This window comes from Mesorhizobium sp. WSM4844 (assembly GCF_055811775.1).
In genome coordinates, this window is sequence record NZ_JBVVQB010000078.1 from 1 (window position 1) to 25,711 (window position 25,711).

26 protein-coding genes and 1 tRNA gene are annotated in these 25,711 nt (G+C 63.0%); 15 read left to right on the forward strand and 12 right to left on the reverse strand.

Annotated features, from left to right (window positions below):
- Nucleotides 1–319: 319 nt before the first annotated feature.
- The 7 genes from AC0L2A_RS33155 (at nt 320) to AC0L2A_RS33185 (ending at nt 8,446) form a co-directional block, all read left to right on the forward strand.
- A complete protein-coding gene (locus AC0L2A_RS33155; RefSeq protein WP_473612424.1) occupies nt 320–1,447 on the forward strand; it encodes a transporter substrate-binding protein in 1,128 nt (375 codons plus the stop codon).
- Nucleotides 1,444–2,043 carry an ANTAR domain-containing response regulator gene (locus AC0L2A_RS33160; RefSeq protein ID WP_065009964.1) on the forward strand — a complete coding sequence of 200 codons (600 nt, stop codon included), beginning with the start codon at nt 1,444–1,446 and terminating at the stop codon, nt 2,041–2,043. Before AC0L2A_RS33155 ends, AC0L2A_RS33160 begins: the two co-directional genes overlap by 4 nt.
- A complete protein-coding gene (locus AC0L2A_RS33165) occupies nt 2,021–2,929 on the forward strand; it encodes an ABC transporter permease (protein ID WP_419695393.1) in 909 nt (302 codons plus the stop codon). Before AC0L2A_RS33160 ends, AC0L2A_RS33165 begins: the two co-directional genes overlap by 23 nt.
- Nucleotides 2,926–3,846, forward strand: coding sequence for an ABC transporter permease (locus AC0L2A_RS33170; RefSeq protein ID WP_473612425.1), 921 nt, complete (start codon nt 2,926–2,928; stop codon nt 3,844–3,846). The genes AC0L2A_RS33165 and AC0L2A_RS33170 overlap by 4 nt, the downstream gene beginning before the upstream one ends.
- A gap of 92 nt (nt 3,847–3,938) precedes the next feature.
- Nucleotides 3,939–5,534, forward strand: a complete 1,596-nt coding sequence (locus AC0L2A_RS33175) for an ABC transporter substrate-binding protein (RefSeq protein WP_473612447.1) — start codon at nt 3,939–3,941, stop codon at nt 5,532–5,534.
- Nucleotides 5,524–6,468, forward strand: coding sequence for an acetamidase/formamidase family protein (locus tag AC0L2A_RS33180; RefSeq protein ID WP_473612426.1), 945 nt, complete (start codon nt 5,524–5,526; stop codon nt 6,466–6,468). The genes AC0L2A_RS33175 and AC0L2A_RS33180 overlap by 11 nt, the downstream gene beginning before the upstream one ends.
- A gap of 208 nt (nt 6,469–6,676) precedes the next feature.
- Nucleotides 6,677–8,446: an ABC transporter ATP-binding protein gene (locus AC0L2A_RS33185; RefSeq protein ID WP_473612449.1), complete on the forward strand. Its 1,770-nt coding sequence runs from the start codon at nt 6,677–6,679 to the stop codon at nt 8,444–8,446.
- Nucleotides 8,447–8,476: 30 nt separating this feature from the next.
- On the opposite strand, the gene AC0L2A_RS33190 is transcribed toward AC0L2A_RS33185, so the two are convergent.
- Nucleotides 8,477–8,971 carry a methyltransferase family protein gene (locus AC0L2A_RS33190; protein WP_473612428.1) on the reverse strand — a complete coding sequence of 165 codons (495 nt, stop codon included), beginning with the start codon at nt 8,969–8,971 and terminating at the stop codon, nt 8,477–8,479.
- 129 nt (nt 8,972–9,100) lie between these two features.
- On the opposite strand from AC0L2A_RS33190, the gene AC0L2A_RS33195 reads away from it, so the two are divergent.
- Nucleotides 9,101–9,598: a MarR family winged helix-turn-helix transcriptional regulator gene (locus tag AC0L2A_RS33195; RefSeq protein WP_473612429.1), complete on the forward strand. Its 498-nt coding sequence runs from the start codon at nt 9,101–9,103 to the stop codon at nt 9,596–9,598.
- A gap of 177 nt (nt 9,599–9,775) precedes the next feature.
- Nucleotides 9,776–10,057 carry a hypothetical protein gene (locus AC0L2A_RS33200; RefSeq protein ID WP_473612430.1) on the forward strand — a complete coding sequence of 94 codons (282 nt, stop codon included), beginning with the start codon at nt 9,776–9,778 and terminating at the stop codon, nt 10,055–10,057.
- A 74-nt stretch (nt 10,058–10,131) separates the two neighbouring features.
- Here the strand turns inward: AC0L2A_RS33200 and AC0L2A_RS33205 are convergent, their stop codons facing one another.
- Complete coding sequence (locus tag AC0L2A_RS33205; RefSeq protein ID WP_287209031.1) at nt 10,132–10,365, reverse strand: hypothetical protein; 234 nt, start codon at nt 10,363–10,365, stop codon at nt 10,132–10,134.
- A gap of 309 nt (nt 10,366–10,674) precedes the next feature.
- On the opposite strand from AC0L2A_RS33205, the gene AC0L2A_RS33210 reads away from it, so the two are divergent.
- Both AC0L2A_RS33210 and AC0L2A_RS33215 read left to right on the forward strand, forming a co-directional pair.
- Entirely contained in the window at nt 10,675–11,121 is a 447-nt protein-coding gene (locus tag AC0L2A_RS33210; RefSeq protein WP_287176223.1) for a very short patch repair endonuclease, read from the forward strand.
- An 81-nt stretch (nt 11,122–11,202) separates the two neighbouring features.
- Nucleotides 11,203–12,840 (forward strand): DNA cytosine methyltransferase, encoded by a 1,638-nt coding sequence (locus AC0L2A_RS33215; protein WP_473612432.1) that lies wholly within the window; start codon nt 11,203–11,205, stop codon nt 12,838–12,840.
- 3 nt (nt 12,841–12,843) lie between these two features.
- On the opposite strand, the gene AC0L2A_RS33220 is transcribed toward AC0L2A_RS33215, so the two are convergent.
- The 7 genes from AC0L2A_RS33220 to AC0L2A_RS33250 all read right to left on the reverse strand — a co-directional run bounded on the left by AC0L2A_RS33220 (nt 12,844) and on the right by AC0L2A_RS33250 (nt 20,259).
- Nucleotides 12,844–13,701: a protein NO VEIN domain-containing protein gene (locus AC0L2A_RS33220; protein WP_473612433.1), complete on the reverse strand. Its 858-nt coding sequence runs from the start codon at nt 13,699–13,701 to the stop codon at nt 12,844–12,846.
- On the reverse strand, nt 13,698–15,572 hold the full coding sequence (locus AC0L2A_RS33225; RefSeq protein WP_473612434.1) for a DEAD/DEAH box helicase: 1,875 nt from the start codon (nt 15,570–15,572) through the stop codon (nt 13,698–13,700). The genes AC0L2A_RS33220 and AC0L2A_RS33225 overlap by 4 nt, the downstream gene beginning before the upstream one ends.
- Entirely contained in the window at nt 15,523–16,827 is a 1,305-nt protein-coding gene (locus AC0L2A_RS33230; protein ID WP_287176214.1) for a hypothetical protein, read from the reverse strand. The genes AC0L2A_RS33225 and AC0L2A_RS33230 overlap by 50 nt, the downstream gene beginning before the upstream one ends.
- Entirely contained in the window at nt 16,827–17,285 is a 459-nt protein-coding gene (locus tag AC0L2A_RS33235; RefSeq protein WP_473612436.1) for a BglII/BstYI family type II restriction endonuclease, read from the reverse strand. The genes AC0L2A_RS33230 and AC0L2A_RS33235 overlap by 1 nt, the downstream gene beginning before the upstream one ends.
- A gap of 312 nt (nt 17,286–17,597) precedes the next feature.
- Nucleotides 17,598–17,674, reverse strand: a tRNA-Arg gene (locus tag AC0L2A_RS33240).
- A 208-nt stretch (nt 17,675–17,882) separates the two neighbouring features.
- Nucleotides 17,883–18,773: a D-alanyl-D-alanine carboxypeptidase family protein gene (locus AC0L2A_RS33245; protein ID WP_473612437.1), complete on the reverse strand. Its 891-nt coding sequence runs from the start codon at nt 18,771–18,773 to the stop codon at nt 17,883–17,885.
- 265 nt (nt 18,774–19,038) lie between these two features.
- On the reverse strand, nt 19,039–20,259 hold the full coding sequence (locus tag AC0L2A_RS33250) for an IS4 family transposase (protein WP_473612438.1): 1,221 nt from the start codon (nt 20,257–20,259) through the stop codon (nt 19,039–19,041).
- Between the two features lie 378 nt (nt 20,260–20,637).
- Here AC0L2A_RS33250 and AC0L2A_RS33255 point away from each other — a divergent pair, with 378 nt between their 5' ends.
- From AC0L2A_RS33255 to AC0L2A_RS33270, 4 genes are all read left to right on the forward strand, one after another.
- On the forward strand, nt 20,638–21,738 hold the full coding sequence (locus AC0L2A_RS33255; RefSeq protein ID WP_473612440.1) for a hypothetical protein: 1,101 nt from the start codon (nt 20,638–20,640) through the stop codon (nt 21,736–21,738).
- A gap of 320 nt (nt 21,739–22,058) precedes the next feature.
- Nucleotides 22,059–22,679 (forward strand): nucleoside triphosphate hydrolase, encoded by a 621-nt coding sequence (locus AC0L2A_RS33260; protein WP_473612441.1) that lies wholly within the window; start codon nt 22,059–22,061, stop codon nt 22,677–22,679.
- Nucleotides 22,680–22,706: 27 nt separating this feature from the next.
- Nucleotides 22,707–22,874: a hypothetical protein gene (locus AC0L2A_RS33265; protein ID WP_473612442.1), complete on the forward strand. Its 168-nt coding sequence runs from the start codon at nt 22,707–22,709 to the stop codon at nt 22,872–22,874.
- Nucleotides 22,875–23,025: 151 nt separating this feature from the next.
- Nucleotides 23,026–23,169, forward strand: a complete 144-nt coding sequence (locus AC0L2A_RS33270) for a hypothetical protein (RefSeq protein ID WP_473612443.1) — start codon at nt 23,026–23,028, stop codon at nt 23,167–23,169.
- A gap of 27 nt (nt 23,170–23,196) precedes the next feature.
- On the opposite strand, the gene AC0L2A_RS33275 is transcribed toward AC0L2A_RS33270, so the two are convergent.
- The 3 genes from AC0L2A_RS33275 to AC0L2A_RS33285 all read right to left on the reverse strand — a co-directional run bounded on the left by AC0L2A_RS33275 (nt 23,197) and on the right by AC0L2A_RS33285 (nt 25,456).
- Nucleotides 23,197–23,901, reverse strand: a complete 705-nt coding sequence (locus AC0L2A_RS33275) for a glutathione S-transferase family protein (protein WP_473612445.1) — start codon at nt 23,899–23,901, stop codon at nt 23,197–23,199.
- Between the two features lie 87 nt (nt 23,902–23,988).
- Nucleotides 23,989–25,197 (reverse strand): beta-ketoacyl-[acyl-carrier-protein] synthase family protein, encoded by a 1,209-nt coding sequence (locus AC0L2A_RS33280; protein ID WP_473612446.1) that lies wholly within the window; start codon nt 25,195–25,197, stop codon nt 23,989–23,991.
- 4 nt (nt 25,198–25,201) lie between these two features.
- Nucleotides 25,202–25,456, reverse strand: coding sequence for an acyl carrier protein (locus AC0L2A_RS33285; RefSeq protein ID WP_010912831.1), 255 nt, complete (start codon nt 25,454–25,456; stop codon nt 25,202–25,204).
- Nucleotides 25,457–25,711: the final 255 nt, after the last annotated feature.

Here is a 25,711-nt window from a genome sequence, read left to right on the forward strand (position 1 = left end):
GACGCCGTCACCGAGGATTTCGCCAATCGGCAGCGGTGCAGGAAATCCCCTTCTCCCCGTCTCTATACGGGGAGAAGTGCCCGGCAGGGCGATGAGGGGCAGCGCCGACATCGACAATTGGTGAAGTATGCCCGAACGGCGCTCCCCCTTCTACAGCAGCATCGTCGGGCCAGCCTTCACTTTTCCCGCTTGACTGACCCGCCGTACCGAATACGCTATTGGCGAAAATACCGGCTCCGACCGCCGGGCGGCAAAAATGCCTCGTATGCCTCGCCTTCCGCGGCGGCGGCTGCGGGGCATTGTTATTTTGGGGATTTGCTTGGGACGGCGTATTGAAATCGGCATCCTTTACTCGCGGTCGGGCAACTACCGCCTGCTGTCCGAATCCTGCCGTTCCGGTGCGATGACGGCCATCGCCGATGTCAATGCCGATCCCGCCATCCCGATCGAATTCGTTCCGGTCGAGCGCGACCCGCAAGGCAACATCGATGGCTACGCGACGGGATGCGCCGACATTCTCGCCAACAGCGGCGCGCGCCACATCATTGGCTGCATTACGTCATGGAGCCGCAAGGAGGTCATCCCGATCCTCGAGCGCGCCGGCGGCACGCTCTGGTATGCCTGTCCCTATGAGGGCTTCGAAGCGAACGAGCATGTCGTCTACATGCATGCTTGCCCGAACCAGCACCTCGTTCCGCTGCTGGCCCATGTCGTGCCGCGCTTCGGCGCCAACGGTTTTCTGCTCGGCTCGAACTACATCTGGGGCTGGGAGACCAACCGTGTCGCCCGCGACCTGATCGCCGACGCCGGCGGCAAGGTTTTGGGCGAGCGCTATCTGCCGCTCGGCGAGGTCGATGTCTCCAGGCTGATCGCCGAAATCCAGGCGACCCGGCCGGATTTCATCTTGAACAACCTGATAGGCTCCTCGTCCTATGCCTTCATCGCGGCCTATGCCGAGCTCGCCGAACGCGACCCGCATTTCAGGCCGGAGCGCTGCCCGATCCTGTCCTGCAATCTCACCGAATGTGAGTTGCCGGCGCTCAACGGGGCGGGCAATGGCCACCTTTCCGTCGGGCCATACTTTCACGACATCTCGGCAGCGGATCGCCAGGGCGATTCGGCGCCCTCCATCATGCCTGCCTCGTCCTTCGAGGCGGCCGCCTATGCCTCGGTGCGGACGCTTGCCGAAATCCTCGCCCGCAATCCCGGCGGACAATGGCCCGACCTTTCCCGGGCCTTTGCCGGAACCTCGTTTCGAACCCCGCTCGGCGACATCTCCATCGATCCGCAAACCCAGCACGCCACCTTGCCGGTGCAGATCGGGCGCATCGAGGGCACCGCGTTCAAGACTGTGATGGTGACCAAGAGTGTCGCGCCCGATCCCTATCTGTCCCGCTATGACCGGACCGAGACATTCGGCCGCCCACGCCTGAGGGTGGTCTCGTGAGCAAGGTCCCGCGCATCCCGAACCTCGGCGGCGCCAGGGCCTTTGTCCTGCATCGTCCGCATCCGACGGTGCAGGCGATCACGCGGCAATTGTCGGCCATCGGCCTCGAGACGGTCGGCTGCTGGCCGGAACTGCCGGCCGAGGCGCTGGCGGCGGACTTCGTTTTCTTCGATGCCGATCTCGGCTTCGACGAACAATTCCCCTGGGCGCCGGGCGAGGCGCCGATGCCGCTGGTGGCGCTGATCGGCTCCGAAGCGCCGGGCCGCATCGAGTGGGCGCTGTCGCACAAGGCCGACGCCCAGTTGCTGAAGCCGGTCGGCAATGCCGGCGTCTACAGCGCCCTGTTGATCGCACGGCAGAGTTTCGAGGCGCGCAAGCTTTTGGCAAGCGAGATATCGTCGCTTCGCCTGCGCGTCGCAGAGCGCCAGACCATCGTGCGCGCGGTGGAGGCCTTGTCGAAAGGCGCTGAGGACGGCCGCGCCTATGCGCAGCTCCGGTCGCTGGCGATGAGCTGGCAGATCAGTGTCGAAGAGGCCGCGCGCAGGATCGTGGCGATGACGGAAGAAGGCGGCGATGACCAATCCCATCGCGCCTGATCTTCCGGCAACCGGGCGCATGCCGGTCAAGCCACGCGCCGGCGTCTGGCGGCGCCTGGTCAAGCGTCCCCTGGCATTGATCGGCCTGGTGATCGTTGCCGTCGTCGTGGCCGGCGCCATTTTGGCGCCGTGGCTGACGGGCTACGATCCGAACGAGCAGATGTTCGACGGGCTGACGCTTGAAGGTGCGCCCTTGCCGCCGAATGCCAGCTTCTGGCTGGGCACGGACCTGCTCGGCCGCGATCTGCTGACCCGCATCCTTTTCGGCGCACGCACCTCGCTGATCATCGGCATCGTCGCCAACGGCGTGGCGCTTCTGATCGGCACGCTGGTTGGCGTCACCGCGGGCTATTTCCGCGGCTGGATCGGTGGCGCGCTGATGCGCTTCACCGATCTGATGATGGCCTTTCCGGCGCTGCTGCTCGCCATCTGCCTGGCGGCGGTGCTCCAGCCGAGCCTGTGGATCGTTGCCATGGTGATCGCTCTGGTGAACTGGGTGCAGACCGCGCGGGTCATCTACACCGAGACCAGCTCGCTCGCCGAGCGCGAGTTCATCGACGCCGAGCGTACCATCGGGGCCAGCGCGCCACGCATCCTGTTTCGCCATATCCTGCCGCATCTGCTGCCGACGATCATCGTCTGGGGCACGCTCGGCATCTCGACCACGGTGCTGCTCGAAGCAACGCTCAGCTATCTCGGCATCGGCGTGCAGCCGCCGACCGCATCCTGGGGCAACATCATTTTCGAGAACCAGACATATTTTCAGGCAGCGCCCTGGCTGGTCTTCTTTCCTGGTGCGGCGATCCTGGCGCTGGCGCTGGCCTTCAACCTCATCGGCGATGCGCTGCGCGACATCCTCGATCCGACGCAAAGGGGCCGGGCATGATCGCCTATCTCGGCCGCCGCGTTATCCAGTCCGTGCTCATCCTGCTCGGCGTCTCATTGATCACCTTTGCACTGCTCTACCTGCTTCCCGCCGATCCCGTCCGGCAGATCGCCGGCCGTAGCGCCACGCCCGAGACGGTCGAGAACATCCGCCGGCAGCTTGGCCTCGATCAGCCCTTCTTCATCCAGTACTGGCACTATCTGATCAGCCTGCTCAGCGGCGATCTCGGCCGCTCCTACATCCAGCGTTCAGAGGTCACGGAGCTCATCGTCTCGCGGCTGCCGGCAAGCCTGCTGCTGATGGTCGGCGCCATCATTTGCGAGCTGGCGATCGGCCTGACGATGGGCCTTGTTGCCGCCGTCAGGCGCGGCACCGCCACCGACCAGACGCTGATGGTCGCGTCCTTTGTCGGCGTCTCGGCGCCGCAGTTCGTCGTCGGCCTGCTGCTCCTTTACGTATTCGCCGTGCAGCTCGGCTGGTTTCCGATCGGCGGCTACGGCACCTGGCGCCATCTGGTGCTGCCGTCCCTGACCATGGGAATACTCGGCGCCGGCTGGTACGCCCGCATGATGCGCTCGTCGATGATCGACGTGCTGCGCCAGGATTATATGCGGACCGCCCGCGCCAAGGGCCTTGCGCGCGGCGCCATCATCTTCCGCCATGCACTGCCCAACGCCATCCTGCCGGTCATCGCCATGATCGGCATCGACATCGGCATCTTCATGGGCGGCATCGTGGTGGTCGAAAGCGTGTTCGGCTGGCCCGGCATCGGCCAGCTTGCCTGGCAGGCCATCCAGCGCGTCGACATTCCGATCATCATGGGCGTCACCCTGGTTTCGGCCTTCGCCATCGTGCTCGGCAATCTCCTGGCCGACACCGTCGCACCGTTCATCGACCCGCGCATCAAGCTCAGATGAAAACCAAAAAAAGACCGGTAACAACCAGAGAAAGGGAACATGAGATGAAGAAATTCTTGACCTCCACCGTTGCGGTATCGGCGCTCGCGCTGATGCTCGGCATGACAAGCGCCCGCGCCGAACACGCCGTCGATCCGAACGCCAAGCCGGGCGGCGCGATCACCATCACCTACAAGGACGACGTCGCCACGCTCGATCCGGCCATCGGCTATGACTGGCAGAACTGGTCGATGATCAAGACCCTGTTCGACGGGCTGATGGACTACGAGCCGGGCACCACCAATCTGCGTCCCGACCTCGCCGAGAGCTACGAGATTGCGCCCGACGGCAAGACCTTCACCTTCAAGCTGCGCCAGCGGGTGAAGTTCCACAATGGCCGCGAGATGACCGCCGACGACGTGAAATATTCGCTCGATCGCGTCACCAATCCGAAGACGCAGAGCCCGGGCGCCGGCTTCTTCGGCTCGATCAAGGGCCATGAGGATGTAACTGCAGGCAAGGCGGAAAGCCTGGCGGGCGTCACCGTCGTCGACCCCTACACCATCAAGTTCGAACTGACCCGGCCCGACGCCACCTTCCTGCATGTCATGGCCATCAACTTCTCGCATGTCGTGCCGAAGGAGGAGGTCGAGAAATACGGCGCGGATTTTGGCAAGCATCCGGTCGGCTCCGGGGCTTTCAAGTTCGCCGAATGGACGCTCGGCCAGCGCGTCGTCTTCGAGCGCAACCCGGATTACTGGCACAAGGGCCTGCCGCATCTCGACAAGGTCACCTTCGAGATCGGGCAGGAGCCGATCGTCGCGCTGCTGCGGCTGCAGAAGGGCGAGATCGACGTGCTCGGCGACGTTATTCCGCCGGCCAAGTTCCAGGAGGTGATGGCCGATCCCGAGCAGAAGGCCCGTGTCGTCGAGGGCGGCCAGTTGCACACCGGCTACATCACCATGAACACCACGATGGCGCCCTTCGACAATGTGAAGGTGCGGCAAGCGGTCAACATGGCGATCAACAAGGACCGTATCGTCCAGCTGATCAACAACCGCGCGGTGCCGGCCAACCAGCCACTGCCGCCGTCGATGCCCGGCTACGACAAGGAATTCAAGGGCTATCCCTATGACGTGGCCAAGGCCAAGGCTTTGCTTGCCGAGGCCGGTCATCCCGATGGGTTCGACACCCAGCTGTTCGCCATGAACACCGATCCCAACCCGCGCATCGCCCAGGCGATCCAGCAGGACCTGGCGGCAGTCGGCATCAAGGCCAGCATCCAGTCGCTGGCGCAGGCCAATGTCATCGCGGCCGGCGGCGACAAGGCCGGCGCGCCGATGATCTGGTCCGGCGGCATGGCCTGGATCGCCGATTTCCCCGATCCGTCGAATTTCTACGGGCCGATCCTCAGCTGCGCCGGCGCGGTTCCGGGCGGCTGGAACTGGTCGTGGTACTGCAACAAGGATCTCGACGCCAAGGCGGCGGAGGCCGACTCGATCGTCGATCCGGCCAAATCAGGCGAACGTGCCAGGATGTGGAGCGCGATCTACGGCAAGATCATGGAAGACGCGCCCTGGGTGCCGGTCTTCAACGAGCAGCGCTTCACCATGAAATCGCCTCGGATGGGCGGCGCCGACAATCTCTATGTCGACCCTGTCCATATCCCGATCAACTACGACAATGTGTATGTGACCGATGTGCAATAACTGCGACTACACCATCCACGGGCGCCATCACCATTTCGGCTGGGACAATTCCTTTGTCCCGACTGAGCGGGTGGCGCCCGGTTCGACGATCGAGTTTCAGTGCCTTGATTCGTCAGGTGGCCAGCTTCAGGCCGACAGCACCGTTGCCGATGTCGCTTTGCTCGACTTCGCCAAGGTGAACCCCGTCACCGGGCCCATCTATGTCGACGGGGCTGAGCCGGGCGACGCGCTGAAGATCACAATTGAGGCGTTCAAGCCGTCCGGCTTCGGCTGGACGGCGAACATTCCGGGGTTCGGCCTGCTCGCCGACGATTTTCCGGAGCCGGCGCTGAACATCTGGACATACGACGCCGCCTCGCTCGAGCCGGCGCTGTTCGGCAAGCATGCCCGCGTGCCGCTAAAACCCTTTGCCGGCACCATCGGCAACGCGCCGGCTGAAATGGGCCTCCACTCGGTGGTGCCGCCAAGGCGCGTCGGCGGCAATCTCGACATCCGCGATCTCGCGGCCGGCACCACGCTCTATCTGCCGGTGGAGGTGGCCGGTGCGCTGTTCTCGGTCGGCGATACGCATGCCGGGCAGGGCGACGGCGAAGTGTGCGGCACGGCGATTGAAAGCCCGATGGATGTCGTGCTCAAGCTCGACCTGGTTAAAAATGCGCGGTTGAAGACACCGCGCTTCACCACGCCTGGCCCGGTGACGCGCCATCTCGATGCCAAGGGCTATGAGGTAACGACCGGCATCGGACCGGACCTGATGACGGGCGCCAGGGAAGCGGTCTCCCAGATGATCGACCTGCTTGCCGGCCGCTACGCAATGGACCCGGTCGAGGCCTATATGCTGGTTTCGGTCTGCGGCGATCTCCGGATCAGCGAGATTGTCGACATGCCGAACTGGGTGGTGTCGTTCTACTTCCCGCGATGCGTGTTTGAATGAACGCTGCGTTCCGTCACATCCCCCTCTGGTCTGCCGACCATCTCCCCCGCAAGGGGGGAGATCGGATGTCACGACGGATTTCGCCAATCTTCAACGGCGAAGAATGGCCGCGGGGGCGAAACTGCCAATCTCCCCCCTTGCGGGGGAGATGTCCGGCAGGACAGAGGGGGGTGCGCAGGAACACGACCTTCTCCCGGCCGCGCCCACAATGACCCTCGCCGACAACCCCATTCTCGATATCGCCAACCTCTCCGTCAGCGTGCGCGGCGAGGACGGCGAACGGGAAGTCGTGTCGGACCTGTCGCTGACGCTCAAGCGTGGCGAGACGCTTTGCATCGCCGGCGAATCCGGCTCCGGAAAATCGATGACGGCGCTGGCGATAATGCAGTTGCTGCCGCAGCCTGCCGCACGAATTTCCTCTGGCATGATCCAGCTTGGCGAAATCGACCTCGCGACACTCGATGAGCGTCGGATGCGCCGTATTCGCGGCGCCCGCATCGCGATGATCTTCCAGGAGCCGATGACCTCGCTCAATCCGGTGCTGTCGATCGGCCGGCAGCTGGTCGAGTCGATCGAGGCCCATACCGGCCTGTCGCGTGCCGAGGCCCGCCGGCGCGCCATCGAGGCGCTGAAGGCCGTCCGCATCTCGGAAGCCGAAAGCCGGCTAAAACAGTTTCCGCATGAACTGTCCGGCGGCATGCGCCAGCGCGTGATGATCGCCATGGCGCTGGCGCTGAAACCGGATGTGCTGATCGCCGACGAGCCGACGACGGCGCTCGATGTCACGGTGCAAGGCGAGGTGCTGGAACTGCTGCGCGATCTGCAGCGCGAACACGGTACCAGCATCATCCTTATTACCCACGACATGGGCGTGGTCGCCGAAATGGCCGATCGCGTCGTCATCATGCGGCACGGCCGCATGGTCGAGCAGGGAACAGCCGCCGATATTTTTGCCCGCCCGCAAGCCGACTACACGCGCGAGCTGCTCGCTGCCGTGCCGCGCATTGGTACCGGCGTCGGCCGCCAAAAATCCGCGGAACAAAAATCCGTCGAAGCGGAAATGTCCGGAAGCGTGGCGGTGGTCAACGATCTGCATGTCCGCTTCGACCTGCGCGGTGGCTTCTTCGGCCAAGTGAACCGCCGTGTCCATGCCGTCGAAGGCATCAGCTTTTCGATCACGCCGCGCGAGACTCTGGCGCTGGTCGGCGAATCCGGCTGCGGCAAGTCGACCACCGCCAAGGCGCTGGCCGGGCTTGTGCCCTACCACGGCGATATCGTCATCGGCGGGCGCAATCTGGCGGGCCTTGGCCGTGACCAGCGCAAGGCGGTTCGCCGCGACGTGCAGATGATTTTTCAGGATCCCTATGCCTCGCTTGACCCGCGCATGCGCGTCGGCGACCTCGTTGCCGAGCCGCTGTTGATCCATGGCATCGCTTCGAAGGAAGAGCGTAGCCAGCTTGTGGCGGCGCTGTTCGAACGCGTCGGTCTCTCGGCCGATCAGATGGAGCTCTATCCGCACGAATTCTCGGGCGGCCAGCGCCAGCGCATCTGCATCGCGCGCGCTTTGGCGCTCAGGCCCAAACTCATCATCGCCGACGAAAGCGTTTCGGCGCTCGACGTGTCGGTCCAGGCCCGCGTGCTCGACCTGCTGAAGGAACTGCAGCGCGAATTCGGCATCGCCTATCTGTTCATCTCGCACGACATGGCGGTGGTCGAGAACATTTCCGATCGTGTCGCCGTCATGTATCTCGGCCAGATCGTCGAAATGGGCACCCGCGACCAGGTCTTTTCGAACCCGCGCCATCCCTACACCAAGCGCTTGATCGAGGCCGTGCCGGTGCCCGATCCGGCAAGACGCCGGCCGCGTTTCGCGCGTCTCGATCAGGAGATCCCGAGCCCGACCCGAAAAATCGGCGAAGAGCCGCCGAAACTGGCCCTGAGGGATCTTGGCAACGGTCATCTCGTTGCGGTTTCCTGACGTGCGCAACTGTCGGCATTCTTGCGACGCTCAGAGCCACCGCCGCACGGTTTGCCGGTAGCTGCGATACACATCGCCGAACCGCCGCTCGAGATAGGCCTCCTCGCGGGCGACGACGCCGTAGCGGACCAGGATCGCCAGCGGCAGCGTGAGGACAAGGATCCAACTATTCTGCGCGGCGATGCCGATACCGCCATAGATGAGGAACATGCCGAGGTAGATCGGATTGCGCGTCCAGCCGTGGATGCCGGTTGTCACCAGCACACGCGTCGGCTCATTCGTCGGCACCGGCGTCGCCGCGCAGGAGAAATTGCGAATGCCCGCGGCGAAAAGCGCAAAACCGATCAGGATCAGCGAGCCGCCGGTGATCCAGGTGACCAGGTCATTCCCCGGAATCGGGAACGGCAAGCGCAGCAGGCGATCCAGCACGAAGCCAATCAGCAAAGCGGCGAGAAAGAGCAGCGGCGGTCTCGCGATGACGCCTGCTGTTCCGGTGTCGGTTTGCCCAGCCGGATCGATTGCCATGTCTGCTCCCGCAAATGCTGGAGGGCTACGAAGCTCACAGCTGCCTATAATGACACCTAAGGTGTCACTCTAGAAGTTGACAACAAGGGTGTCAATCGCAGAAATTGGCAAGGCAAAAGGAAGGAAGCGATGGCGTCGGCAAGACACGACCAGAGGACCGGGGCGGACCCCGTCGCTGACGGCAAGGCCGAGGCGATCGCCGAGCTGATGCTCGACGTGGCCCAGTGCTTCTTCAGGATACGGGCTCTCGGCCAGAAGACAGGGCTCATCACCAGTTGGGGCGGCGGTGCGTTCGGCGTCATGCGCAGCCTCGCGCTGCTTGGTCCGCTCACCGTGCCGCAGATCGCCCAGATGCGGCCCACCAGCCGCCAGCGCATGCAGCGGCTGGCGGATGAGCTTGCGGCCGAGGGGCTGGTCGAATTCATCGACAATCCAAAACACCGGCGCTCGAAGCTTGTGCAGCTGACGCGCAAAGGCGCCGCGCGCCACAGTGAGCTGAACGCCCAGCTCTTGGCGATCGCCTCGACCATGGGCGTCGCAGTCGACGAAGCGGATATCCGCAAGACCGTCGAGATCGTGCGGCAGCTGAGCGACGATGTGAAAGTGCGTTCGGAGCGGCTGGGCTGACGCAAAGGCAACGGCGGTGCCATTAAAGCGATCCCCGATGCTTGAGCGATGCGCTCGCCGGCCGTTTTGCCACTTCCGTCCGCCCCGCCGGTGGACGATTGCCAACCGGAACCTCTGCGGAGCTGAGGCGTTCGAACCGCAAAGTTGAGAGCTGCGCCACCGCAAAAGAGTACTGCAATGGCTCAGAAGATAACCACAGGCGCGAACGACCGGCCGCGCAATGAAACCATATCCGGCGAACCTGATGACAGCAGCACGCCGCTTGAAGGCGACGAGGCTGCCGCCCGGGTGAGAAAGCAGCCGCAAGGCGAACCCGAGCAATTTGGCGAAGCCAATCCCGACGCGCCAGGCATTTCAGGCGCCGGCGTGATTATCTGTCGCCGCTGCGCCGGGACAGGCATGATCGACGGCCGCACCTGCCCCGAATGCGGCGGAACCGGAAAGACGCCGATAGGCTGAGGCGATCAGGGGGAGCGATCGCGCGGCAATGTCGATCACCGAAGCGCCCAGGCGGCCGATGCAAATTACGCGGATCAGATCGCCGGCACCCACTTCCAGAACACGCCCTCCATCCGCTCGGGATAATGCTTGAACTCGCATTCGAAGCGCCATCCGTAAGCCTTGGCAGCCGCCAGCGCTGCCGGGCTGACCGGGTTCATGCCCGTTCCCGGCGCGAACCAGTCTTCCAGCAAGTCGTCGGGCACGTAGGCGCCGATCCTCAAAGGCAGCTTTTCGAGGACGACATCCATTTCGTCAGGTGCGGACAATGTGGTCTCCTTCGAGATTTATCCACGAAGAAGTCATTCGAGGCGGGTTGGGTTCCAGAGCATCGCCGAGGTGGAAGGTGGGCGATGGGCGCTGGTACGACTGGATTCGACTCCAGCTTTACGAGATATGGTGAAACATGAGGAAGGGTAAGCGGTGCCGTCACGAGAGATGGGTGGCTCGCGCTCGCTATCTTCGCGCCGCATAGGGCGCGGCAAGCCTCAAAAACGCCGGCTTCGCCAACTACCGCCCACCTGAGACGGCGATGAGGCCTGTATATTGGTTACTGACCCGCATGACGGTAGAATAACATGGACCGACTAACTCCTGGAGCCCGCAGCCGGCTGATGTCGTGCATACGTCGGGCGGACACCCGGCCCGAGCTAATCGTACGCTCGATGCTCCACCGCATGGGGTATCGATTCCGTGTCCAACTGAAGGGTGTACCCGGCCGGCCCGATGTCGCCCTCACGGCGCGCCGTAAAGCTATCCTAGTTCATGGTTGCTTCTGGCATCAGCATCCCGGCTGTCGTCATGCCCGGATTCCCGCCACAAGGCCCGACTTCTGGGAGTCGAAGTTCAGTCGAAACCGGGAGCGCGACGCCCGACTAGTCCGCGAGGCTGAAACCCTGGGGTGGTGCGTGCTAGTGGTTTGGGAGTGCGAGACCACAAGGCTAGACGAACTCCAGGCTCGCCTTATGGCATTTCTCGGGCCATCTCGGTGGCACCGGGCACGGAGTGGTGCGACAAACTTCTGAACTCTTCCCTCCCCCTCTTCGGGCGCTTAGTCTCATGCAAAGACTAGAGTGTCGGCGAATCACGCCAGATGTGGGGACTTCATGACATTGCGTGCGATCGACCTTTATTCCGGCGTGGGTGGGTGGAGTCTTGGCCTCCAACTCGCTGGCGTTCAGGTGATCCGCTCATATGAGTGGTGGCAGCCCGCTATCGACACCTATAATAGGAACCTCGGCAGGGATGCCGAGTCGGTTGATATCCGGCAGCTGAACCTTGACACACTCCCTGAGCGTGTCGACCTGGTTGTGGGGAGTCCTCCATGCACCCAGTTCTCTTATTCAAACCGGGGCGGCTCAGGCGACCTAGCAGACGGGCTGAAGGATCTCGTCCGATTTTTTGAGGTGGTCGAACGGCTCAGGCCGCGCTTCTGGGTGATGGAGAACGTGCCGAGGGTCGCCAAGGTGCTGGAGCAGGGTTTCGCTGATTCGCAACACCCACTCCACCGATTCCGGACTTTGCGCCCGGTCATCCAAGTACTCGACATGTCGAACTATGGTGCTCCTCAAGCCCGCCGCCGTTGCATCGCGGGCGTTCTCCCATGGGAGCTACTACACGCCTTTTCGTCCCGTCTTGCGAAGCGCACTTTGGGCGACGTGGTTACTGCCTTAGCGGCGCCGGTGATCGAGGACCCGATCTGGGGCGTGCAGCTTGAGCGAGGCAACGTCACTGAGGTGGAGGTTGAAGCGTACCTGAACGCCGAAGAGACACGCATGAACCGTGAGGCCAAGCTGCACCATCCAGTCTACAACAACATGTCCTTTCCAGACGACTTGGCCTCCGCAGCGCGAACGGTCACAGCGACATGCACGCGCGTTTCCCGCGAGAGCATTGTGATCGAGGATCCGAATAACCCAGGTGCCTATCGACGGCTTAGCATCCGAGAGCGGGCTTGCCTGCAGGGATTTCCCATCACCTACCAATTCTTTGGAAGGTCGTTCTCGGAAAAGGCTAAGTTGGTCGGCAACGCCATTCCGCCGGCCTTTACCTATTTGGTGGCATGCGCTGCCCAAGGCGTGCAGCCTAAAGACCTGAGGCTGCACAGCTCTTTTGGGGGCAGTTTCTCGGTCCCGCCTGACCGGCCGGCAGTGACCCGGGCCGATCAAGAAGGTCGAACATACCCGGTCGTACGGCGATTTCGAGCAGCCCTCCGCGGATTGCGTTTCAAGAGTGGGATGCGATTTGAACTCGCAAACGCGTTCGGAAAAGAAGGTGCTACCTGGCGGGTTTCGTTCTACTTCGGCCCCTCGCATGATGTCCGCCAAGCTGAGCTCGATTTTGATCTCATGCGCGAGCTCCAGGACTCAGCCTTCATAAAGGGACTTCTGAACTCCCACGCTCGCGCGTTCGCGGACTTGGAACGTCGCCTGTGGGAAACCGGGCCGGAATCGCTTCAAAGAGCTTGGACCCGCAGAGGTGAAGGCATGGGACCGTATGAACTCGCCGACGCGTTGGCAGGGCTGGCTGAACTCCTCCATGAGCGGTTTGGCAAGGCACCAACCGACGTCAGACATGCGGCAAGCGAGTTCGTCCTCGCGACCGCCAAGGAGGATGGGATCGGCGAGGGTGTGCCTGGGTCAAGAAAGCTAGCGGACAACGCGTTGGCAATCCTTAGCGGCATGATCGTGGGCAGCTGGTTCAACTGCTTGCATTGGCACGGACAACAGCGCGCCGCTGCTTAAGGCTCAGTGCACAGCCACGAACCGCTGCGCGAAAGCGTTGAAAGGCACCTCCACATCGGTCCATAGCCCCTGTCCTTGGTCATGGGGCACATGGGTGGCCACTTCGTAGGACGGCACAATAGCCAGCCTAGGTAATGAACCGACCGACAGGTCCCAAAAATGAAAGAGATGCGCTTCCATCCCGATGGCCACCTCCCACTCGCCGCGGGTGACGAAGAAGGATCCATCTAGCCCTCTTGTGGATGTCTTCACCTCGATGCCTAACGGGCTTAGGTCGACATCGGTGCACACTGAGAGGACGTCATAGCCGTCCTCGTTACTGTCGATCGCGACCCATCGGGGCCTGCGCCCCGTACGAGCCTCTTCGTAAATAATTGTCAGCCGCTCGCCCCGCCTTCCGATATCGGTCAGCCGCGAGTCCCGCCGCCCACGTGCCAGGGCCGCCATCTTGTCCCAGAACGCGACCACCTCGTCGGCCACACCTTCGGTGACCTCTGCCTCGACCATGACCTGAAGCACATTCCGCGGCGCAAAATTCAGCACCCGACTGCGGCCGTAGGCTGCGTTTTGCAGCCACGGCGGCGAGATGATTTCTGCATAGTCTAGAAGGGCGCACCGCAGCATCGGCCCATAGACAGCTAATTCGAGAATCTGCCGCCCGGCCGCAGTGGCCTCCAGACGGCCGTCCTCCGCGATCGCCACCCAGTTAAGCTGCTGAGAGAACTCAAGCACTTGCTTCGCGGGCATTCCGCCGATCCTGCGCAATCCTTGAACTACATCAGACACGCCTAAGGCTTGGTAGCCCATGGTGCCGAGCATGTCGAAGGCAGCTTGGGCCAGACCGGGTGTTAACTCGATCAACTCGTCGCCCCCGCAAGGTCCTGGACCAGGACGCGAACGTCCTCGATCGCTAGGCCAGTGGTGTACTCGTCCTCGTCTTCACCTTCGAGCTCGACCGGATCAATCGGGATCGGATCTGGAACGATGGAGGAGTCTTCCAGCGCTGCGGCCATCTGGCCGATTTTGAAGTTGAGCTGGCGTCGCACTGTCTCGTCGATGCTGGCTGTGCACTCCACGATCTCGACGGTCGTGGATTGGTCTGCGGGCAGGCCAAAGCGATGAATGCGGTCCTCCGATTGCAGATAGTGTGCGGCGTTGAAGGTGCGATCGAGGTAAATGGCGTGGTGACATACACGGTGTAAGCTAACACCTTCGCTAGCTGCCGCCGGATTGGCCACCATTACCCGTATATTTGGGTCATCGTGAAAGAGCTTGATCTTACCTTCTCGGGTCTCATCGTCGTCCTCACTTCCAGCATCTACACCGCCGTGAATGTAAACGGCGCCTAATTCTGAAAGGCGCGTACTGATGTACTCGACGTTCCGGACGAACGACGACCATATGAGCACCTTCTTGCCCGATCGCCCGAGCTGGCGCGCGCGCCTCAGAACATAGGCCATTTTCGGCCCCTCGCCTTCGGCGAGAACCCCGCTCAACAGTCCGCCATGCGCGAACTCTATCTCGGCGGCGAGTAGCGAAGGGTTGGAGACGAACTGGAGTAGGCGCGCAACGGACCGTCCCAAGGTCCGAAACGCTTGGCGACTGCGGCTGTTGAGGGCCACATGCGCCTCCCGTGCGACCTCGGATCGCATCAGCTGATATAGTTCAAGCTGAACTGGCGCCATCGGGAGCATCACCAGATTGCGCGTCACAGGTGGAAGGCCCAACTCCCGTTTGTTGGTCCTAACGTAAACGGCGCGAATTAAGTCGACCACATTCTCGGGTTCAGCAGCGATCTCCGGATAAAGAAATTGGAATTGGGGTACGAGATCCGTCGATGATTGGGGCATCGGCGTACCAGACATGATGAGCTTCGCGGCGGGGAGATGGGAAAGGTTGAGCACCGAGCGAGCGGTCGCACCTCCCACCCCCGCTTTGATCCGGTGGCTTTCATCTAGGAAAACGAATGTGCGGTGCTGCGCTAGATGACTAGCGACTAAATCCTGCACCCGTGTCAACTGCTGATAGGTGAGCAGCATAAAACGGGGATTGGCCGCCAAGGAGACAAGAATGCGGTCACGTCCACCCCGTAAACGGACGAAAGTTTCTTGTAGGTGCGGCAAGCACTCGGTGAGCTGTTCATCCCAAGCGGCAAATGCATTCTTCGGCGCGACCACAAGTAGCCGATCCCCGTCAGCCGAGCGGTGCGCATAGTAGGCCAGAGCTTCGGTGGTCTTGCCGGCGCCAGGCACGGAAAACGTGGCCGCGGCTGGTAAGGCAGCCATACGCCCGACATTCCTTAGCTGATGCTCGGAGAGCTGCCGGGCAAAGCCCACCTCTTTCAGCCGCGTCTCCAGCTTGTCTCGCGTCAGGTTAGGCTGGTGCAGCGCCTCACGGTAACTTTCCGCTGCCCGCCGCGATTGGTGGAGGAACCGGGCGGCCGCCTCACTGACATGAAGCCCAGCCCCTTGCCGCAGCCCGTGGACGTAGAGGAACTGCCGGAACTGTTCGCGCGCGCTCGCGAAAGACCACCAAGGCAAGGTCAGCGTATGCGCATCGTACAGCGCAGCATCTGAGCTATGATCGAATGCGAGCCGCTTGAGCCTCGGCACCCAATTCGCCTCGTCGTCTTCTTGATCCCAGCGGAGGAGGGCGAGCCCCTGCTTCTGATCATACTCAACCCTAAGCATGCTCTGCCAGGAAAGCTTTAATTTTGACAACGTGCGATTCAATCTCCTTGAGTTGGAGCTCAACGCCCGCTCTCTTGGTCTCTGGCCGCAAGCCATCCTTGACGGCAGCCGCTAAAAGGCCATTCGCCTTCGCGCAGGTATCGAGGAGATAACCTGCAGCCTTAGTGTCCTTCTTGAGCTGCCGCTGAGCCTCAAGGACATTTGCAATCACCTCCCGCGCCCGCACCATTCGCTCCGGCTGCTGAAGCACGGCGACAAGACCGCCTTCAAACCCCAAACCAGGCTCGTTCAGCCCACCACCGAATAGTTCCTCAAGATCATCTGCTAGTGGCGGATTCTCGAGAGGGAACTCGTGCGCCAGTGCCCTGCTGACCTGCTCAATATGTGCGGCAAGCGCGGGAATAGCCTCATACAGGCGCCCCACGCTCGACGGATCGTCGATCAACGCGAACGCCGCCTCCTTGAACACCTCCTGCTTGGCCAACCCCGTAACCTTGCTGCGGTTCTGTACGATCCTCCGGAAGGCATGCTCATTCCCGGAGACCTCGGACCAGAGGTCCTTCTTGCCGCGCGAGAGCAGGTAATCCACGGCGTAGTCCCGTGCGTCCAGCAACTCCTGTATCTCTGCGCGCTTCATCCCGTAGAGCTCAGCCAACTCCTGAACCGACATCCCCTCCCGGATTTTAGCGTCCAACATGTTAGCTAAGGCGTCCCAGTTGTAGTCTGCGCGAATGTCTCGCTCGACCTGCAGGGTTGCCTCAAGCCGCTCGATCTCACGCTCTGTGCAGTGGGGTAGGACTGCGACGTCGATGTGCCGGAAATGGCCGTACTTTTCCGAGTTATCGGCTAGTAGCTGCCGCCAAGTGGAAAGGCGGCGGTTGCCGTTGACGACGAAGCCGTTCTCGTCAAGCAGAAGCGGCAGTACCTGGGTATTTGCGGTGCTCTCGAAGTACTGGGAGAGGTCCGACTGGCGTCCGAGCTGTAGCAAAAGCTTATGCTGCGTCTCTTGGGCGTCCCAGAGTTCAGCATCCCCAGTGAAGAGGTCTCGCCGCAGCTGCGGATTTTTTGCCAGATGCTCCACCTGAAGTGAGACCGTCCTCCCATTGGACAACCGGTATTTGGGCAGCTCGATCGGCACCCTGATGATTGGAATGTCTTGAGAACGTCCTTGGAAGACAACCCGTGTGGTAGGTAGCTTTTCGGCCTTTCGAAGCTGCTGGAACTCGGCGAGTCGGGCGGGCTTGGGCCAGCCGAATCGCGAGCCCGTAGCGGACGTTAGCATCACATTCTCAGACATCACCCCTCCAATGCGAAAAGTAGAGTAGGCACAAAATACGCTTTCCGGAAAATTTCGAGCTCACGCTCCAGCCTCGCAGCACTTGCGATATTGTCGCCTAGCTGCAGGGCAGTCGGCTGCGATGGAAGGACGTACACCGCCGACGTGATTCCGTTGTCGAGATAAAGCGTCTGCAGCTTGATCAGATCGGCATACATTCTCGCCATGTTGCCCGTTTGGAGGCACAGGCCTACCCCGTCCTTGATCGATGTGATCGATATATCCGATCCTCGCGCAACTGAAAGCTCACCGGACCAGCCCTTCGAGCGGATGTTGCCAAGGAACTGATCCCTTAAGCGCCGCGCGGCCCCTCGTTCGGACCGTACATCAATTTCCGAGATAGATTGCTCGACCTCCGCCTTGAGCGGGCGGGGTACCCGCGCGTCACCCTCGCAATGGCTGTGAATCGCGAATTTCACCCTACCTCCTCAGCAGTGCTGGACCCGACACACGAATCGAGCTGCCTGACCCTAACGAACATGCTGTATTCGCGCTACTTCCGCGGCAAAACGCAAGGAAAGTCGTCGGGCCGCGCCGGCAATTTCCTGTGTTGGTACTGCGGAAGGGACTGAAACCAAGGCCGAGATGCTACGACAAGGGCCTTCTGACCTATCGAAGGCTTCAGCGTTACCGCTTTTTTGGTTGGCGAGGCAGTCGAAAAAATAAGACTGTTTCCCCGTCCAACTACTCGTGCATAAACCAATTTTGCCAGTCTTTTCAAATGTTATTACTGGCGCACCCGACAGGATTCGAACCTGTGACCTCTGCCTTCGGAGGGCAGCGCTCTATCCAGCTGAGCTACGGGTGCCTTCAGGATCGACGATCCGGAAAACGAACCAGCCGGTGAACCGGCCAGCCACGGCTTCTTAGCGGAAGCAGGCGCAGGCTTCAACGGGCAAGGCGCCGTAAAGTTGTTCGGCACCTCTGGGCTATCGGTTCGCGCCGTATCCGGTCGCTGCGCGGCCTCGCTGGCTCGGGACGTGCATCATTCGAAAAGCCCTGGCTTTTGTCCCCCCTCACTGCTCCCCGGCATACAGCAACCTTGTCGTCGTGTTCGATGCCGGCGACAGGTTGCGCTGGATCAGCGCCTCGACGTGGTCGTTGCGCTGGCGCGCGCTGTCGGCGCCCATCACCACGAGGATGAGCCGGCGGCCGTCGGCGTCGTAGGAGGTGACGATGTTGAAGCCCGAAGCTCTGATGTAGCCTGTCTTGATGCCGTTGACGCCGCGGACGCGGCCGAGCATGTCGTTGTGGCCGCGCACCAGCCTGCCCCGGAACATGAAGTCGCTTTCGGAAAAATAGTGGAAATGCTGCGGGAAGCGGGCGCGCAGCGCCATGCCGAGCACCGCCATGTCGCGCGCCGTCGTCTGCTGGCCGGCGTCCGGCAGGCCCGAGGCGTTGCGGAAGACGGTGCTGCGCATGCCGATCTGGCGCGCTTTGGCCGTCATCATTGCGGCAAACGCCTCTTCGCTGCCGCCGAGATATTCGGCGACGGCGACCGCCACGTCATTGGCCGATTTGACGGTGATCGCCCGGATCGCCGAATCGACGTCGATCGTCTCGCCGCGCCTGAAGCGCAGCTTGGTCGGTGGCTGCCTGGCGGCGTTGGCCGACACCGGGATCAGCGTTGTCTTGCTGACGCGGCCCTGTTCCAGCGCCTCGAACAGCAGGTAGAGCGTCATCATCTTGGTCAGCGACGCCGGATAGCGCGGCGCCGTCGAGTTGGCCTCGAACAGCGTCCTGCCGCTGCCGCCGTCGACGACGACAGCCGCATATTTCTGCGCCGGCGCCGGCACCGCCAGCATGGTTTCGGTCGGCGTCGTCGTCGCGCAGCCGGCAACCAGCAGCAGCAGCGCAAACGCCGCGACAAATCTTTTGATGAGCGGAAAGTGGCGCGGTTTGGACATTCTGAAGGTAAGCTGTTGCTGAAACGAGTGGGAAACTAGCCTAACCCAATGGTGCCGTCCATTTGGTTAATGCCGGTGTTCACGGCAATCGCTTCGGGTTTGAATGCACCCGGGCGTTGGCGCCGCCCCTCACCTGCCTGCCGGCATCCTCTCCCGTATAGTGACGGGGAATGGCATCGATGGTTTCGCCAATCACCAGCGTTCGCAAGAAGTGGCGCCGGCCTTGCGGCCAGCCCCTTTCTCCCCGTCACTATACCTATCGGATTCACACATCGAGCGTGGCTCCGTACTTGATGGCGTGGAACTCTGCGAGGCCGATGCGCATCACCTTGGGGCCTGGCTTGCCGTAGCCGGTCCAGCCGCCGAGGCGGGCGATGACCCAGGCTGCGAAGGCCAGAGATCCTTTGGGATGGGGATTGCGTTGTCGCTCGGTCTTGCCTTCAAGCTTGGCAGAGACCGCTTCGAGAATGGGACGGTCGTCGGGATCGAAAGCATCGCTGAGCCTCTGATCGGTGTTGCCGTCGCGGGCCTGCACGAGTTGCTTGATGGTGACGGCGGCGATCGTGGCCGCGGCGGCGAAGTTGATCATGGCAGGCGGGTCGCCGATGTCGGCCGCCTCGATGTCGAAGCTTGCCGTCTTGAGGGTGCGGAAGAACTCCTCGATGACCCAGCGCGAGCGGTAGAGGTCGACGACACGGCGTGCCTGGGCCACGGTGGCGACACTGTGGGTGGTCAGCAAGCGCCAATGCACCGGTTCGCTGCCGTCTTTCGGCTTCGACACCTCGCGAACATCGACCAGTGTCAAACCGACCGTATCGGGCAACGCCGGATCGGCTCCGTTGAGTGGGCGCCGCACCGTCACCGGCGCGTAACGCACCGCCAGCTCGGCATCCCGTGCGCATCGTCCGGGCGCGGCGGGGATGGTCACGGCAAAGCGGCTTTGCTCAGGCTGGGCGTCGATGAAGGCGAACAGCAAGCCTGGCTCTTCTTGCGCGGCCTCGATGCGCCGGTTCTGGCAGGCCCGCACGATCAGGTCGACATTGTGCGGACGTTCGGCGAACAGTTCATAAAAATCGCTCTCGCGATCCGACACCATGGTGATGCTGGCCGCCCCTTCCAGAACCGCGCCGGCCTGCTTGGTTGCATCGATCCAGCGCTGCGATTCCTTTTTGCTCGTCGCCCGCTGGCGCCGCGGCGCCAGTTCTTCTGCGTCGCGGTTCCAGACCCGCATAGAGACCAGGCCCAGCAGCGCTCCCCTGCCGGCCTCTACCGCCAGCATAGGGTGCAGCATCAGACCTGCTGTATTGCCATTGCCGACCGGACCGTAGCCTGCCCGCGCCCGCCGAGAACCCAGCGCCAATTCCGAGCTGTCTTGCACGGCAACGACATGGCGACCAACCGCGCGCCGCCCGGTCTGTTCGCCGGCATGCCGCGACATCTCCGCAGCGCTCACCGAGCGGTTGCGCAGAAATCGCGTGAACTGCATCTCGCCCGCCCGACTGCCGCCAAGCCGGCGGATACACGATCCAGGCCGCGCAACCAGCGCGGCATGCAAGCAGGCCCCCCTTTTTCCAAGCGGCGATCGCCAAATCGCCCCAGCCCGTACTCGATGCCGGTCATTCAAACCTCCTTCGTCTTTCCGGCCGAAATAGAATCGAGCTTCGCCGAAAAGCGCAACCGAGATGTGTGAATGCGATAGGTCACTATACGGGGAGAAATGCCCGGCAGGGCAATGAGGGGCAGCGCCGACGATCGACATTGAGCTCCAGATGGAGTTCCGGCCTGACATGAAATGCCCATCACCCAGCTTGCGCAACCGGCACCGAGCGGGTTTGCTGGCGCCGGCAGAATCAGCAGGTGCGCCATGGATACGCTGACGATCACGGCAAAGGGCATTTCGGTAACGGTCGATCTCACCGTCGGCCATCTCGCCGACATGACGGTCGATATCGACGGGTGCCGCCTAAAACCGCTGCATCGCGCGCCGTGGATCGACGAGCCGCGCGAGACGCTGCCGCCAGACCTGCCCGCGGGCACCGTTCGCCTGTCCGGCGATTTTTTATGCGCGCCGTTTTCGCGCAGCGATGTCGAGGAAGCGCCCTTGCACGGCTGGCCGGCCAACAGCCGCTGGGATGTCGTCGCCTCCGCGGCGACAGTCGATGGCTGGCGCGCCGTTTTCCGGCTGCAGCACAAGGTCATGGGCGCGACGGTCGACAAGATCCTGACCCTGCGCGACGACCATCCCTTTCTCTACCAGGAACATGTCTTTTCCGGCGGTTCGGGCGGCATTTCCGTCGCCCATCATCCGATGACGGCGATGACGGACGGCGGCAGGCTGGCCTTTTCGCCGAAGCGGTTGGCGGCAACGCCGGACGATCCGCTCGAGCCCGATCCGGCCCGCGGCCGTTTCCGCTTCGCCTATCCCGCGCGTTCGACCGACCTGACGCGCTTTCCCGCCGCCGATGGCGGCACGCTCGACCTGACCGACTATCGCATCGAACAGAGCCGAGAGGATTTCGTCACGCTGGTCGAGGCCGATCATGGCGGACCGGGCTGGACCGCGCTGGCGCGAAAGGCGGAAGCCGATCTCGTTCTAGTGCTGAAGAACCCGGCCGAATTGCCGGTCACCATGCTGTGGGTCAGCAATGGCGGGCGCGACTACGCGCCGTGGAGCGGCCGCCATCGCGGCGTGCTCGGCATCGAGGACGGCCGCACTGCGCTCGGCCACGCCGCGTCGCTGGGCGACAACTGGCTGAAGCGGGAAGGGGTGGCGACCGCCTTTGCGCTTGGCGGCAACGTCTCGTTCCGCCACGTCATCGGCGCACTGCCCTTAATGGACGGCGAGCCGCCGCGCGACATCACCACCACGCAGGGGCGCATGCGCCTTGCGGCCGCCGACGGTACGATGCGGGATGTCGCTTTCGATGGCGATTTCCTGCGGATCGGCCGATCCGTGCCCGCCTGATTGGGCTGTGTCGGGGGCGGCGCTTCGGTTGGAGTTAGCCCTCCTATTGCGAGCGTTGGCGCTGCCCCCTCACCCGGATTGCCAACCGACTTGCAAAGGGCAATTCGGGGCAATCCGACCTCTCCCCGAGGGGAGAGGAGATCGCCAGCGCCGACGCTTCTCTCTTCTCCCCAACGGGGAGAAGGTGGCCGCGAAGCGGCCGGATGAGGGGGCAGCGGCGCCGACCTGACAATTGGTCGATCTTCAATAATCCCGCGTTTGAAATTCCCGCCAACTATCGCCAAGATGCGATCCAAAACACTTAGGCCAGAAAGGCTCCGATGTCCGAGATTGCCCACCTCGCCGCCACCATCTTCAAGCGCGCCGGCAAGGCGCGGCGCTTTGTTGTTGCCATCGCCGGTCCTCCGGGCGCCGGCAAGTCGACGCTTTCGGCCCGGCTGCATGAGCTGCTGCCGGAAGGTGCGGCCGAAATCGTGCCGATGGATGGCTTCCATTACGACGATGCGGTGCTCGAGCGGCGCGGCCTGCGCGCGCGAAAAGGCGCTCCGGAGACCTTTGACTTCGCCGGCTTCGAAACCTTGCTCAAGCGCATCCGCGCCGCCGAGCCCGACATCGCCATTCCGGTGTTCGACCGCAGCATGGAGCTGTCGCGCGCGGCCGCGTCGATCATCGCCGCCGACACCAAGTTCATCCTGGTCGAAGGCAATTATTTGCTCCTTGACGAGGAACCGTGGTCGCGGCTGGCGCCGCTGTTCGATTTCTCGATCTTCGTCGATGTGCCACGCGCCGAGCTCGAGCGCCGGCTGCTCGAGCGATGGCACGAGCATGGCCGCTCCGACGACGACGCCCGCGCCTGGATCGCTTCCAACGACATGCCCAACATCGACCGCGTGCTTGCCCGCCGCCGCCCCGCCGATCTGGTGCTTGGCGATCACGCCTGATTTGCAGGGACCGCCCGGCCTGGAACCTTGGGACTTTCCGGCCGTTATGTCAGATACGGCAATGATGCTGACATGAGGAAACTGTCCGATGGCTACTCCGATGGCAAACAAGGCAAGAAAGCCTGCGCCCGGCAAGGGCAGGGCAACTCGATCCAGGGCAACTGGATCAAAGGCAACTGGATCAAAGGCAACTGAAGCGAAGGCGGGCGCGGGTCCGGCCGTTGCCGCCCGCTCCAAGGATGCAAAGCCCAGTTTCGGCAAGGCAGCACCGAAGAAAGTGACCCCGACCGCCGCCAAAACCACGGCAAAACCGGCTAGGTCGAGGAAGTCGGCAAGCGGGGGCTCGATGGCCGATAGCGCCATGCGCACCGTCAAGACGACGGCCAATGTCGCGGCCGGCGCGGTTGTCGCTACCGCCAAGACCGCTGCATCGCTTGCCGCTTCCGTCATGGGCAAGGGCGGCTCGAAACCCAAAACCAAGGCAAAATAGCCGGTTTTCGGCGCCTGCGCCGATGCGCTAGCCCCGGGCAGGGATAGCAAGACCCCGTTGCACCGCCGGCCGGGCAAGGCCGCGCTCCAGCCATGCCGCGACATGGGAAAAATCGTCGAAGCCGACAAGTTCCCTTGCCTCGTAAAAACCGATCAGATTGCGCACCCAGCCCAGCATCGAGATGTCGGCGATGGTGTAATCGTCGTCCATGATCCAGCTGCGGCCCTTCAGCCTCGTCTCGAGCACACCGATCAGCCGCCGTGATTCGTCGCGATAGCGCGCCAGCGGCCGCTTGTCGGCGATCTCGCGTCCGGCGAATTTGTGGAAAAAACCGACCTGCCCGAACATCGGCCCGATCGAGGCCATCTGGAAGAACACCCACTGGATCGTTTCGTAGCGCCGCGCCGGGTCGGCCGGGATCAGCCTGCCGGTCTTGTCGGTGAGGTAGAGCAGGATGGCGCCGGATTCGAACAGCCCGATCGGCTTGCCGCCCGGGCCGTCCGGATCGATCATCGCCGGGATCTTGCCGTTCGGGTTCAGCGACAGGAATTCCGGCGTCCAGCTCTCGTCCTTGCCGATGATCACCGCATGCGCCTCGTAGGGCAGCCCGAGTTCCTCCAGCGCGATCGACACTTTTACTCCGTTCGGCGTCGGGAACGAATAGAGCTGGATGCGGTCGGGATGGCTGGCCGGCCAGCGCGTGGCGATCGGAAAGGCGGACAGGTCGGTCATCGAAACTCCTGGGATTTTTTTCGCGCAAGCGCGCCGTCGTGGCGCGTGGCAAGACGCGTCTCGCCGTAGCTGGGGATCCGGTTGCGGTCAGACCGCCTTGAACGCCAGCACCGCATTGGTGCCGCCGAAGGCGAAGCCGTTGCTGATCGCGGCGCGCACCTTGCGCTCGCGCGCCACATTCGGCGTGATGTCGAGATCGCAATCGGCGTCGGTTTCGCGAAAATTGGCCGTTGGCGGCACGATGCCTTCGCGGATCGCCATCACGCAGGCGATCAGCTCCAGCGCGCCCGACGCGCCGAGGCAGTGGGCATGCATCGATTTGGTCGAGGAGATCGATAGCCTGTGCGCATGGTCGCCGAAGACCCGCTTGATCGCCGCCGTCTCGATCTGGTCGTTGGCCTTGGTGCCGGTGCCATGCGCATTGACGTAGTCGATGTCCTCCGGGTTGAGCCTGGCATCGACGAGGCAGAAGCGCATCGCCGCCTCCGGCCCTTCGATGGTCGGCGCGACGATGTCGGAGGCATCGCCGGAAAGGCCGGCGCCGGCAATTTCGGCGAGTATCGTGGCGCCGCGCGCCATGGCATGCTCAAAAGTTTCCAGCACGACCATGCCGGCGCCTTCGCCGAGCACCAGGCCCTGGCGATCGGCCGAAAACGGCCGGCAGGTGTCGGGCGCCAGCACCCGCAGCGCCTCCCAGCCTTTCAGGATGCCCCAGACCAGCGGCGCATCGGTGCCGCCGGCGAGCATGACGTCGGCGCGGCCAAGCCTGATCTGGTCGACCGCCGAGGCAATGGCGTGATTGGACGAGGAGCAGGCCGAGGTGATGCCGAAGACCGGCCCGCGAAGGCCGAGATTCATGCTGACATGGCCGGCCGCAGCGCCCGGCATCACTTTCGGCACGGTGAAGATGCCGGTGCGGTTCTTGCCCTCGAGCAGGATGGCGCGATAGCTCTCTTCGATCGCCTCCCAGCCGCAAACGCCGACGCCGACGATGGCGCCCATCCGGTAGGTGTTGGCCGCGTGCAAGCTTAGCCCGGCTTGTTGCGCGGCCTCGCGCGCGGCGATCGTCGCCAACAGGCTGAAACGGTCCATCGACACGGCCTGCTTGCGGTCGATGCCGTGCTCGGGAAGCGTCCTGATTTCGCAGCCGACCCTGATTTTCAGGTCATGCAGCTCCGAATTGACGATCGGGCCGATGGCCGAGCGGCCGGCGCGCATCTCGTCCCAGATCGCCGGCACATTGGTGCCGAGCCCGCACAGGCCGCCGATGCCAGTAATGACGACGCGCTTGTGCATTCGGTCAGGCTTTTTTCGCGATCAGCGCGCGAACCGCCTCGACCATGTCGCCGACGTTCTTCAAATTGCTCCAGGCGTCGACCGTGTTCATCTCGATCTCGATGCCATACTGTTCCTCGAGGTCGAAGATGATCTCCGTCAGTTCCAGCGAATGGATGCCAAGCGAGGTCAGTTCGGTGCTGGTGGTGATTTCTTCGCCACCCGGCTCGGCATGAGCCTTGATCTTCTCGATGATGTCCGTTGCCAGCTGGTCAGCCATTCGGTTCCTTCCCCAACCCTCGTCGTTTCCCGGCGCCAACTGATCGGCGCCCGTTTTTCCCCAGGTTCAGACCGTCACCGTCGCCTTTTATCCGGCCAGGCGTTGTGTGACCGTACCAAGACGGCTCCTCTATAGAAACCGAAACGTTGTCAAGCAACAAGCTATATGTCGACAAAGCCGCCGGGGGGGGGGGGGGGGGGGGGGGGGGGGGGGGGGGGGGGGGGGGGGGGGGGGGGGGGGGGGGGGGGGGGGGGG

Bases quoted from the DNA above. Each gene is read 5' to 3' on its own strand.
- AC0L2A_RS33165 (WP_419695393.1), top strand. From the start codon at position 2,021: ATGACCAATCCCATCGCGCCTGATCTTCCGGCAACCGGGCGCATGCCG.
- AC0L2A_RS33170 (WP_473612425.1), top strand. From the start codon at position 2,926: ATGATCGCCTATCTCGGCCGCCGCGTTATCCAGTCCGTGCTCATCCTG.
- AC0L2A_RS33175 (WP_473612447.1), top strand. From the start codon at position 3,939: ATGCTCGGCATGACAAGCGCCCGCGCCGAACACGCCGTCGATCCGAAC.
- AC0L2A_RS33180 (WP_473612426.1), top strand. From the start codon at position 5,524: ATGTGCAATAACTGCGACTACACCATCCACGGGCGCCATCACCATTTC.
- AC0L2A_RS33185 (WP_473612449.1), top strand. From the start codon at position 6,677: ATGACCCTCGCCGACAACCCCATTCTCGATATCGCCAACCTCTCCGTC.
- AC0L2A_RS33190 (WP_473612428.1), bottom strand. From the start codon at position 8,971: ATGGCAATCGATCCGGCTGGGCAAACCGACACCGGAACAGCAGGCGTC.
- AC0L2A_RS33195 (WP_473612429.1), top strand. From the start codon at position 9,101: ATGGCGTCGGCAAGACACGACCAGAGGACCGGGGCGGACCCCGTCGCT.
- AC0L2A_RS33200 (WP_473612430.1), top strand. From the start codon at position 9,776: ATGGCTCAGAAGATAACCACAGGCGCGAACGACCGGCCGCGCAATGAA.
- AC0L2A_RS33210 (WP_287176223.1), top strand. From the start codon at position 10,675: ATGGACCGACTAACTCCTGGAGCCCGCAGCCGGCTGATGTCGTGCATA.
- AC0L2A_RS33215 (WP_473612432.1), top strand. From the start codon at position 11,203: ATGACATTGCGTGCGATCGACCTTTATTCCGGCGTGGGTGGGTGGAGT.
- AC0L2A_RS33230 (WP_287176214.1), bottom strand. From the start codon at position 16,827: ATGTCTGAGAATGTGATGCTAACGTCCGCTACGGGCTCGCGATTCGGC.
- AC0L2A_RS33245 (WP_473612437.1), bottom strand. From the start codon at position 18,773: ATGTCCAAACCGCGCCACTTTCCGCTCATCAAAAGATTTGTCGCGGCG.
- AC0L2A_RS33250 (WP_473612438.1), bottom strand. From the start codon at position 20,259: ATGCAGTTCACGCGATTTCTGCGCAACCGCTCGGTGAGCGCTGCGGAG.
- AC0L2A_RS33255 (WP_473612440.1), top strand. From the start codon at position 20,638: ATGGATACGCTGACGATCACGGCAAAGGGCATTTCGGTAACGGTCGAT.
- AC0L2A_RS33260 (WP_473612441.1), top strand. From the start codon at position 22,059: ATGTCCGAGATTGCCCACCTCGCCGCCACCATCTTCAAGCGCGCCGGC.
- AC0L2A_RS33270 (WP_473612443.1), top strand. From the start codon at position 23,026: ATGGCCGATAGCGCCATGCGCACCGTCAAGACGACGGCCAATGTCGCG.
- AC0L2A_RS33275 (WP_473612445.1), bottom strand. From the start codon at position 23,901: ATGACCGACCTGTCCGCCTTTCCGATCGCCACGCGCTGGCCGGCCAGC.
- AC0L2A_RS33280 (WP_473612446.1), bottom strand. From the start codon at position 25,197: ATGCACAAGCGCGTCGTCATTACTGGCATCGGCGGCCTGTGCGGGCTC.
- AC0L2A_RS33285 (WP_010912831.1), bottom strand. From the start codon at position 25,456: ATGGCTGACCAGCTGGCAACGGACATCATCGAGAAGATCAAGGCTCAT.